This window comes from Streptomyces sp. MnatMP-M17 (assembly GCF_900091995.1).
GTDB lineage: Bacteria > Actinomycetota > Actinomycetes > Streptomycetales > Streptomycetaceae > Streptomyces.
The window spans coordinates 1-9,649 of record NZ_FMDK01000557.1 but is presented as its reverse complement, the minus strand read 5'-3'; the positions used below and the strand labels follow the sequence as shown (position 1 = coordinate 9,649).

General features: G+C 67.5%; 10 protein-coding genes and 1 pseudogene. 6 read left to right on the top strand and 5 right to left on the bottom strand.

The window, feature by feature from the left end; genetic code table 11:
* The 3 genes and pseudogenes from GA0115259_RS24090 to GA0115259_RS24070 form a co-directional block, all read left to right on the top strand.
* A pseudogene (locus GA0115259_RS24090) lies at nucleotides 1-650 on the top strand (hypothetical protein); the annotation flags it as partial.
* Between the two features lie 1,152 nt (nucleotides 651-1,802).
* Nucleotides 1,803-2,633, top strand: coding sequence for an IS5 family transposase (locus GA0115259_RS24075; RefSeq protein WP_093600907.1), 831 nt, complete (start codon nucleotides 1,803-1,805; stop codon nucleotides 2,631-2,633).
* On the top strand, nucleotides 2,630-2,815 hold the full coding sequence (locus GA0115259_RS24070; protein WP_093600905.1) for a hypothetical protein: 186 nt from the start codon (nucleotides 2,630-2,632) through the stop codon (nucleotides 2,813-2,815). Before GA0115259_RS24075 ends, GA0115259_RS24070 begins: the two co-directional genes overlap by 4 nt.
* On the opposite strand, the gene GA0115259_RS24065 is transcribed toward GA0115259_RS24070, so the two are convergent.
* The gene (locus tag GA0115259_RS24065; RefSeq protein ID WP_176732635.1) at nucleotides 2,808-3,503 is read right to left on the bottom strand and encodes a type 1 glutamine amidotransferase domain-containing protein; all 696 of its coding nucleotides are present in this window, start codon (nucleotides 3,501-3,503) and stop codon (nucleotides 2,808-2,810) included. The two genes, GA0115259_RS24070 and GA0115259_RS24065, sit on opposite strands and share 8 nt — an antisense overlap.
* Nucleotides 3,504-4,137: 634 nt before the next feature.
* On the opposite strand from GA0115259_RS24065, the gene GA0115259_RS24060 reads away from it, so the two are divergent.
* Both GA0115259_RS24060 and GA0115259_RS24055 read left to right on the top strand, forming a co-directional pair.
* Complete coding sequence (locus GA0115259_RS24060; RefSeq protein WP_093600901.1) at nucleotides 4,138-4,608, top strand: hypothetical protein; 471 nt, start codon at nucleotides 4,138-4,140, stop codon at nucleotides 4,606-4,608.
* A gap of 264 nt (nucleotides 4,609-4,872) precedes the next feature.
* Nucleotides 4,873-5,127, top strand: coding sequence for a hypothetical protein (locus GA0115259_RS24055; protein ID WP_093496885.1), 255 nt, complete (start codon nucleotides 4,873-4,875; stop codon nucleotides 5,125-5,127).
* A 79-nt stretch (nucleotides 5,128-5,206) separates the two neighbouring features.
* Here GA0115259_RS24055 and GA0115259_RS24050 read toward each other — a convergent pair whose 3' ends face one another.
* From GA0115259_RS24050 to GA0115259_RS24040, 4 genes are all read right to left on the bottom strand, one after another.
* Nucleotides 5,207-5,965: an SDR family oxidoreductase gene (locus GA0115259_RS24050; protein ID WP_093600899.1), complete on the bottom strand. Its 759-nt coding sequence runs from the start codon at nucleotides 5,963-5,965 to the stop codon at nucleotides 5,207-5,209.
* 312 nt (nucleotides 5,966-6,277) lie between these two features.
* Complete coding sequence (locus GA0115259_RS24045) at nucleotides 6,278-6,748, bottom strand: VOC family protein (protein WP_093600897.1); 471 nt, start codon at nucleotides 6,746-6,748, stop codon at nucleotides 6,278-6,280.
* Between the two features lie 444 nt (nucleotides 6,749-7,192).
* Nucleotides 7,193-7,336, bottom strand: coding sequence for a hypothetical protein (locus tag GA0115259_RS40540; protein ID WP_161230452.1), 144 nt, complete (start codon nucleotides 7,334-7,336; stop codon nucleotides 7,193-7,195).
* Nucleotides 7,327-7,728, bottom strand: a complete 402-nt coding sequence (locus GA0115259_RS24040; protein WP_093600895.1) for a VOC family protein — start codon at nucleotides 7,726-7,728, stop codon at nucleotides 7,327-7,329. Before GA0115259_RS24040 ends, GA0115259_RS40540 begins: the two co-directional genes overlap by 10 nt.
* A gap of 410 nt (nucleotides 7,729-8,138) precedes the next feature.
* Between GA0115259_RS24040 and GA0115259_RS24035 the strand changes: the two genes are divergently transcribed.
* Complete coding sequence (locus tag GA0115259_RS24035; protein WP_093600893.1) at nucleotides 8,139-9,419, top strand: hypothetical protein; 1,281 nt, start codon at nucleotides 8,139-8,141, stop codon at nucleotides 9,417-9,419.
* Nucleotides 9,420-9,649 lie beyond the last annotated feature (230 nt).

Genomic DNA, 9,649 nt, shown 5'->3' with positions numbered 1-9,649 from the left:
AGCGGACCACCAGCCCCACCCCGCCCGGCCGCCTCAACATGCGCGCGGCCCTCGCCCGCGACGCTCAGCGCGCGGCCGGGTCGGTCCCCACCGCACAACCGTTCACCCACACCCGCCGCCGGAACTCCCCCACCCCACCGCTGCGTGTGGGTATCGCCGTCGACGTCTCCAGCTCCATGCGTGCCGCCTGCGCGCCCGTCGCGTCCGCCGCCTGGATCGTGGCACGCGCAGCAGCCCTGACCGACCCCGACTCCCTTACCGCCACCATCGCCTACGACAGGCACCTGACCGCATTGACCCGACCCACCCACCGAGCACCAGAGCGCGTGACGACGTTCGATGCCAACGGCGGCCACCACAACCTCGGCGACGCCATCGACGCACTCGACCACGGCCTCGAACTCAGCCGCCCCGGCGCCGGCCGCCTCCTCGTGATCGTCACCGACGCCCGGTACGCCAGCGACGAAACCACTCAAGCCGTCACCCGCGTCAAGCAGCTCACGACCGCCGGCTGCGCCGTACTCCAGCTCACCCTCACCGCCAAGTCCCACCACTTGCCGGGAACCACCTTGCTGCACCTGCCCCAGCCCTCCAGCGCTCCCTCCGCCATCGCCGCGGCGGCCACAGACGCCATCCGCAGGACACGCTGAGACGACACAGAAGACGGAAGCATCCCCGAGACCACCGCCAAGCACCCCAGACCACCTCCGTCCCCCGCATGAACCGTGCATCTGATGCACGACCCTCCGCAACGACGCAGGCCACCACCCCAACCGCCAACGAAAGGCACTCGATTTGAAGCCCCAGACCAGCAGCCCGACCTCGAACATAACGCCCATCAAACGGAACTCCCCGGGGGTGAAAAAGCTCTGGCACATCACCCATTCCTGCGGGCACAAGGCCGAGCGTGACTTGCCCGACCGTGCGGCCGACCGTCGCGCGGGCTTCGCCGAGTGGCTCGCCAATCGGGAGTGCTCTGTTAACTGCACCATCCTCACCTCGTTGGTCACGGCGTAACAGGCCGCGGTCAAGGAGTAAGTGATTGATGTACGGGATGAGTTGATGGAGGGTCGGCGGGCCGTCCCTCGCCTTGGACGAGTCGTGGAGGTGAACCGGGCGCATCCGCCGTATGCGGGGGCCGAGGTCGAGCCGGTCACCGCGTTTCTGCGAGACCGGGCGCTTGCTGATTCCAGCCCACTGACCTGCCGCAGCTACGGCTACGGGATGCTGCGGTGGTTTCGGCTGCTTTAGCTGCTGGGCACCGAATGGGACCGGGCGACGGAGTCGGAGGTCGCGGTGCCGAGGGTCGGCTACGCTCGGCCGCCAACCCGCAGCGTCAGCGGCTCGACCTCACCCTCCGACTCCTGCGTGCCAAAGGGGAAGACAGCCAGCGCCGGACAGGACGCCCTCTCGTCGATCTCGGGTTGCTCAGATTTAGCAAGAGGACGAAAGGCCAGTGATGCGTGCTGGACCTCAGTGGGCGGTTCGTGAGTGTATGGGTGATTCTGTTATCGCCTGATGGTGTGGGTGTGGGCCGGATTGTTCCGGGCCGGGGGCTGTGGCCTGGTGGGCTGGCCGGGTGAGTGAACGCAAGCCGTATCCGAGTGACTTATCGGACGAGTAGTGGACCCTGATCGAGCCGGTGATCACCGCGTGGAAGGACCGGCACCGCTCGGTCAGCGGCCATCAGGGCGCCTATGAGAGGGCGGTACGCGATTTAATGTCTGCTTTGTCGTCGCCTGGATGTGTGGCTGCGGGGAATTCGGGCCGGTCGCGAGGCTTGGCTGTGTTGGAGTGACGGGGTGAGCGACCGCAAGTCCTACAAGAGCGACTTATCTGAGGACCGCTGGGCACTGATTGAGCCGGTGATCACTGCGTGGAAGGCGAAGCACCCCTCCGTCAGCGGCCACCAGGGCAACTACGAGATGCGGGAGATCACCAACGCGATCTTGTACCAGTCCCGGACCGGCTGCCAATGGGACTACCTGCCCCACGACCTGCCACCGCCCGGGGCTGTGAAGTACTACTTCTACAAATGGCGCGACGACGGCACCGACCAGACCATCCACGACCTGCTGCGCTGGCAGGTGCGCGAGAGCAGGGGACGATTACCCGACCCGAGCCTGGTGGTGCTTGACACCCAGAGCTTCCATGCCGCTGCTGGGGTTCCCGCGGCCAGGACCGGACGAGACGCCGCCAAGAAGGTGCCAGGCCGCAAGCGGGGGCTGGCCGTTGACGTGCTGGGCCTGGTGATCGCCGTGGTGGTACTGGCCGCCTCCGCCCACGACAACGCCGCCGGAACCGCGCTGCTTGACGAGGTCGCCGCCGACACCGACACAGTGAAGAAGGCCCTGGTGGACCAGGGGTTCAAGAACACTGTCGTCGAACATGGCGCCGACCTGGGCATCGCGGTGGAGATCGTCGAACGCAACCCGGCCGTCCGCGGCTTCGTCCCACAGCCGATCCGCTGGAGGGTCGAGCAGACCAACGGGATCTTGATACTGCACAGGCGACTGGTCCGCGACTACGAGCGCCGCCCAGCCAGCTCCGAGTCCCGGGTCTACTGGGCGATAAGCGATGTGATGGCCCGCCGGCTGACCGGCACCTCGACGCCGGCCTGGCGCGGCGCGTGAGCGGCGACCCACAGCAGACCCTTGGCGCTCTACTGGTCCGCCTGGATGTCCGCGAACGGCAGATCGCTGCGGAAGCGAAGGCCGCTCACGAGCAGATCGCGCCGATGACCGGGCTACTGGACGGACTCACCCAGGCCGTTGATGTCGACGGCGTCGCCGAATCACCCAGCGTGCTCACTTGAGGATCTCCAGCATCCGCTCTCCGAGAACCGCGGCGGAATGGGGGTTCTGCCCGGTGACGAGGTTTCGGTCCTCCACCATGTACGGTTCCCAGACCGGGCCGCGGCTGAAGTGGACGCCGACCTTCTCCTTCAGATCGGTCTCCAGCAGCCACGTCACCCTGGGCGCCAGTCCGACTTCTTCCTCCTCATCATTGGTGAAGCACGTGACCTTGTAGCCCTTGAAGGGCGACACGCCGTGGATCCTGGTCGACAGCATCGACGCGGGGCCGTGGCAGACAATGAAGAGCGGATTGCCCGAGGCGAGCTGCGCCGTGAGCAACCGGCCCGCATCGGCGTCCAACGAGAGGTCCGCCATCGGGCCATGGCCGCCCGGCACGTAGACCGCGTCGTAGTCCTCGAGGCGGACGTCGGACAGTTGCAGCGGCCGCCGCATCACCTCGGCGTCGCGGATGATGGCCTCCAGGTCCAGCGCGCCCTGCTCGCCGCCGGCCATCGAAGGGCGCAGGCTCATCATGTCGACGTTCGGGGTGGTGCCGCCGGGCGTCGCGACCACGACCTCGTGGCCGGCGTCCGTGAGCTCTTTGTATGGGTTCGCGAACTCCTCCGCCCAGTAACCGGTCGCATGCCTGGTGCCGTCCTTGAGCACCCAGTACGTCGCTGAACTGACGATGAAGAGTATTTTCGCCACGAGTTCCATCTCTCATCCCCGCCCACAGGCAGGGATTCGAGTCATTTACCATGATATGCACACGCACGAGAGAGCGCGGCTCGGCTTCCCGAGCCGAGCGGCGAGCACCCACTGCAGCGGGCCGATCACTCGCCCATCGGCCCCGGAGCCGGCCCGGGACGGCGTAAGCGAGGCCCGCGGTCAGGACGGCCCTGCCGTCCCGCCCACCTCAAGAGAGGCTTCACGGCCGCGGCAGATTCCCCGCAGCCGGTGCCGGTGGCGTCAAGGAGGCCCGGCGCGTCAGGCGGGGCGGGTGCCGCGCCGGGGCCTACCGGCCCGGTTGGTAGCTGCCTCGGAGATCGGCGGGACCCGGTTACCCGGGCGGAAGAACGTGGCATCGGTGCAGGGACGGACGACCGTCCATGTCCCGCCGCCTGCACCTACGACGACGCCAACGACTCGGCGGCATCCTCCAGGAGCACCAATGTGGTGCGTGACCTGGGTGGATGATCATTCCGGCAGGGGCAAGGTTGAATGACCAGCCCATCGGAACGTGTCCGCCGGTGACACAACGCAACTTGCGGTGGCGGGCGAACCGGCTCCGGCGTTGACTGGCCTGGGGCGCACTGCACGCCAGACGACCGAGGGATACACGATGACCAGACCCGTCACCGGACTGCTCTACGGAGCCGCTGCCGGTGCCGCCGGTACCACTGCTCTCAACACTGTCGGCTATCTGGACATGGCATGGCGGGCGCGGCCAGCCAGTGGCACTCCGCGAGCCACCGTCGAGAAGCTGTCGCAGGCGATGCACCTGACCATTCCCGGTGACGGCGCTGAGAAGGAAACTCGAGTCGCGGGCCTCGCGCCACTGACCGGCATCGCTGCCGGGATCGGTCTGGGTGCCCTTCTGGGTCTGGTGCGCGCCAAGGGCTGGCGTCCGACCAGGTTGATCGCTTACGCGACCGCTGGATTCGGCGCCCGTCTGGGCACAGACGCCCCCATGACCGTGCTCAAAGTGACCGACCCGCGCACGTGGTCTGCCAAGGACCGGATTGCCGACATCGTGCCCCATATGGCTTACGGGGTGGTGACCGCCGCAGTTTTGGAAAGACTCGATCCCTGAGTCGATGGGCCCGACCGGCGCTTCGCGGACGCCTTCGGCGGGCCTGAATGGCGGATGGCACTCGCGGGGCCGATGCCTGGCAGGAATATCGCCAGGGCCTGAGCTAAATAGCCAGTTTCCCGGGGCTCTGGGCGTCAAGGCTTCCACGTCGACGACGTGGAGATGTTCGGGTATCGCTCGGTTCCGGAGCAGCTCGATATTCCGCGGACAGGTATGGTTTTGCCCGTCACCTGGCCCAGAGACCACTAATCAAGAGGACGACTCATGGCGGAATCAACTGCGGCGCCCGGATTCGCGCACGACATCCTCCCCCTGTTCCGGTCTATCGACATCGAGCACATGGCGAAGGGCGGTGTCCAGCTGGACCAGTATGTGTACATGTCGGTCCGGGAGAACGCCGAGCGCGTCTACAACACAGTTGCGACGAAGCGTATGCCGCCGCCGGATGAGAACGCGACGTGGTCCGAGGAGCAGGTCGCCCTGCTTCGCGCGTGGATCGACGGGGGAATGCTTCCGTGATGCCCATGCGTGGGTGAGGCGTTCGCGGGAGCCGAGAGCCCGGCCGGGCGGGCGGGCGATGTGCGGGGCCGCGCGTTCATCAGAAGGCCAGCTGCTGCCCCCCGTCGATGTCATAGGTCGCTCCGGTGAGTGCCGTGTTGGTCATGATGTGGACGGCGAGCGCGGCGACGTCGGCCGGGCCGACGACGCGGCCGATGGGGAGCTTCGCGCGCAGTTCTTCCCGCCGCTCCTCGATGTGATTTTCGAGTACCGATGCCGACAAGGGGGTGTCGACGAAGCCTGGGGCGATGACGTTCGCGCGAACGGGCGCGATCTCGAGCGCGAGCGCCGCGGCGAACCGGGGCAACGCGGCGCTGGCGGCAGAGGCGATGCCGATGCCCGGGACGACGCGCCGCCCTCCGGCGTCGCCCATGAACAGCAGCGTGCCACCAGGCCTCATCTTGCCGACCGCGTTCCGCGCGACCTCGAGTCCCAGCGCCACACGATTACTGAGGGATTCGCTTACCTGAGCCGAGTCCATCTCGAGCAGTGGCCCGTAGTGTGGGCCACCGGCTGTGACCATCACATGGTCGATCGGTGTCGGCAGATCCTGGAAGAACCGCTTCAGGGCCGCCGCGTCAGTGGCGTCGAAGGCCGCTGTGCGTTGCGCGCCGAGTTCTTGCGCCGCCTGCTCGAGCCGGTCGGGGTTGCGGCCGGTGAGGATGACGTCCGCACCCTCGGCTCGGGCGCGCCGAGCGGTCTCGAGGCCCATACCCGAGCTGCCGCCGATCACGACGACGGTCTGTCCGAGCAGCTCCGGTTCGTGCCGGACGGAAGCAGTGGTAGCTGTGTCGGACATTTGCCCTCCTCATGAATCGCGGTTTGTGCCGAGGCCGTGCCCTTGAGCCTCGCGGTCCGCAAACACGCGGGGCACGCGGGGCATCCGACGCCCGGGAGATGCGGATGGTCCTTGGCGGAATCAGCCTCATCGCTGCGAGAAAGGGCCGCTCCAACCGTGTCGCCAGCCTGTCGTTTCCCCGCGTCCTCCAGATTGACCACCTAGAAGGACCGGCCCGCTCCGGCCGATCCAGACGGCGCAGAGTTCACCGCCCGCTCTGCGCCAGGCGCAGGGGTCTGTTGTCCAGTAGTGCTCTCGTGTGCCGAGCCAGGCTCACTCGGAATCGCCGGTGCGGGAACTCGGGGGCCAGTGAGCCGGTGTCCAGTCTCCCTCCGGGTCGGTGGTCTGGCCGACTTCGATCAGATGGCCGTCAGGGTCGCGGATGTAGCAGCGGATCTCGTACGCGTGTTGTTTTGGCGGCGTCAGGAACTGGGCACCTCGGGCGCTCCACTCCTCGTACAAGGGATAGATGTCCTTGACGCGGATATTGAGGAAGCTGCTGACCCGGCTGGAATCGCGCGGCGCCTCCAGGGTGACCGAGGGCTTGTCGTCCGTCGGGCCTCCGCCGCCGTTGATGATGATCCAGCTGTTGGCCAGTGCGACATAGGTCAGGCCTCCAGGGCCGGAGTAGGCCAGCCGGCCGCCGAGCACTTCGGTGTAGAAGCGTCGAGAGCGTTCGACATCGTCCGAGACGATGAAGTGGGCCAGGACAATTCCCTCTGGCGGTGGCGGGAGATCGGCCATCTGGTGCCTCCACTTGTCGGTCTCATGCTCCGTTGATGAACTGCATTGACGGTAGGTTCCCCCCTCGAAGTGGCCGGCAATTTCACCGGCTCGCCCTCCAGGAAGATTCGCGGGCAGCTGTACACGGATGGCTCGCCGCTTTAAGCCCATTGGAGTAACGCAGAGGTGTGCGCAGAAGCACCGACGGGCACACCTCAGCGGCAGGCATGTTCCGTGCCCCCCTGTCCTGACGTACAGCACAGACGCTGTGCTGCGCCGTGCGAGGCGATAGACATGGAAATCGCGCCCAACAACATCAACAACACCCGCCTGCAACTCAGGCGGGTGACCGAGCACGGCATCCCGGTCGAGACCGAGCAGGGATTGTTCACCCAACCACGGCCGTAGCCACCCGGCGGACCCCCGACCAGCCCACCCATCCCAACCGACAGGGCAATAAGGACATCAACTCACGTACCGCCCTCTGAGGTCGTCGGTGTGCGCGAGCGGGCAGGCGCGGCAGCTCAGGCGCCGCATGCCCTGGTCGTAGGCCTCGTGGTGCTCGATGTCGTTCTCCCGGTGGACCTCCCACGCGCGGGTCAGGGCCACACCACGCCTTTGCCGGTCCATGTGACCTCTTTGTGGCGGCACAGACAGAAGGGATGCCCCACGGGGTCGGTGTAGACCTGCCAGCCGTAGCCCTCGGGTCCGATGAAGTCCTTCTGCAGTGTCGCGCCGAGCTTGACGACGCGGCGCTGTTCGGGCTCGATTTCGTCCACTTCGAAGTCGAGGTGGAACTGCTTGGGGTGTTCGTCGCCGGGCCAGATGGGAGGGCGGTAGTCCTCCACCCGCTGGAAGGCCAGGTCGACTTCGCCGAAGGTGATGCCGGCCCAGTTGTCGTGGCTGTCCGCCATGATGGCGCGGCCTGTCACCTTGGAGTAGAAGGCTGCCAGCTTCATGGGGTCCGGGCAGTCGATGATGAAACCCAAGAGCTGTAGCATCCTGCCATCTTGCCACAGAGCAGGGCGTAGCCGATATCGCAAGGGTCCGCCCTGACGGACCGCTCCTCCGCCTTGGCTGCCGATGCGCCGTGTCCAGACCGGCCTTGCGAACGGTCTCGACCAGCAGTTACGGCCCCGGGCTGCGAGACCACCGTGCTCCCGTCGTCCCTGCCAAGCCCACTCGTGAACGCCCGAGGCTGGAGCCCGGTCTCGACCCATTGAAGGGTCGCCCTCTCAGCGCGCTCCGCCTGCACGAGGTTTGCCTACGACCACCGCCTCGGCGGGCGGCCGTGACCGCGGGCGTCTACCACTCATCTCCGGCCGGGCCAAATCGCGGAACCTCCGGATTCTCTTCCTGACCGTTCGACCACCGGGCTCGTGCCCGTTACTCACCGTTTGAGGTAGACGCCGTGTTCGCACCCCTGCAGCGCACTGGCCACACCGCCGGCCTGCTCGCCTATCTGTACGGGCCGGGCGAGCGCGGCCGTCACATCAACCCCAGCCTGATCGCGGGCGACTGCCACGACACCCCGATCGAGGTCCCCGCGCAAGGCAACGCTCCGCCGTACCTGGCCCGCGCCCTCGACGCGCCCGTCGAACGCCTCGGCACCCGGGCACCCGACCAGCCGGTGTGGGTCTGCTCGGTCAATGCCGACCCCAGCCACCCCGACCTGACCGACACCCAGTGGGCCGAGGTCGCTCACCGCATGGTGGTCACCACCGGCATCGCCCCGGACGGCGATCCCGACGCCTGCCGCTGGATCGCCCCGCGCAACCAACCCCACCGGGTCTACGTCGTGGCCACCCTCGCCCGCGAGGACGGCAGCCTCCACAACACCTACCGCGACGCCTCCCGCATCCAGGCCGAATGCCACCGCGTCGCCACCGAACTCGGCCACCTGCCCCCAGCCCCACACCCAACAGCCCGCATCCAGGAGTTGCACGTGCCCGCCCCCTCCATCACCATCAGCATCGAGCCCAGCGGCAGCGTCACCGCCAAGGGCGCCAGCGACGACCTGTCCGCCGCGCTCCTCACCCACGCCGGCTTCCGCCAGATCGAGGACTGGTACGGCCGCCGCCACCGGCTGCCGACCACCACCCCCCAAACGGACCGTACCTCCATCGCCTCCCACGCGGCTGAGATGCTTCGCGCCGCCCGGTACAGCGTCGAGCTGGATCCCGGCCTCGACACCGGCGGCCGACTGACCACTCCGACCGACCTCTACGGGGCCTACGTTGCCGGAGGGCACGTCCTGCGGCTGACGGACCACATCCGTGGCGCGGCGAACGCTACCGAGGCCGCCCTCGCCGTCGACCAGCTCCTCGATGCAACCGACGGTGTTCTGGTCCGGCTTCAGGAGGCCCTCGAAGCCGCCGGGGAACAGGTCACCGACCTTGACGACGATGCCTGGGAACTCGCCGACCGCTTGACCGCCGCCTCGGAGCAACTCGCCACCGTCGGAGAGGAACTGACCGGAACGGCTGCGGAGATACGCATCCTCGACAGCCCGCCGCAACGGGAAAGCAGCGACCGGTCCAGGACCGCCGCCCATAGCGTGGTCCCCGTCGCCGGCGCGGCCCGCGCCACCTCACCCGCTTCGGCCAACGTCTCGCCCTCGCTTGGCGTGTCGGTGCCCGCGACCATCATGCCTGCGTCGCCCTCGCAGGGCCCCAGCCCGCGGACCCGGTGAACCGTGATGCTCTCCTTCCGTTCCTCTTCACGGGGCCTGACACGTACCTATTTCATCCGTGCCGCTGATGGCCTGGCGAGTATGACGGCCTCGTACGCGATCCCGCTTCTGGTGCTCCTCACCACGAACTCGACGACGCTGACGGGCGTCGCGTTCGTTGTGCAGTGGGTCCCGCGCCTGGTGTCCTTCTCGTTCGCCGGATCGCTCGTGGACCGGTGGGGTGCCGGCCG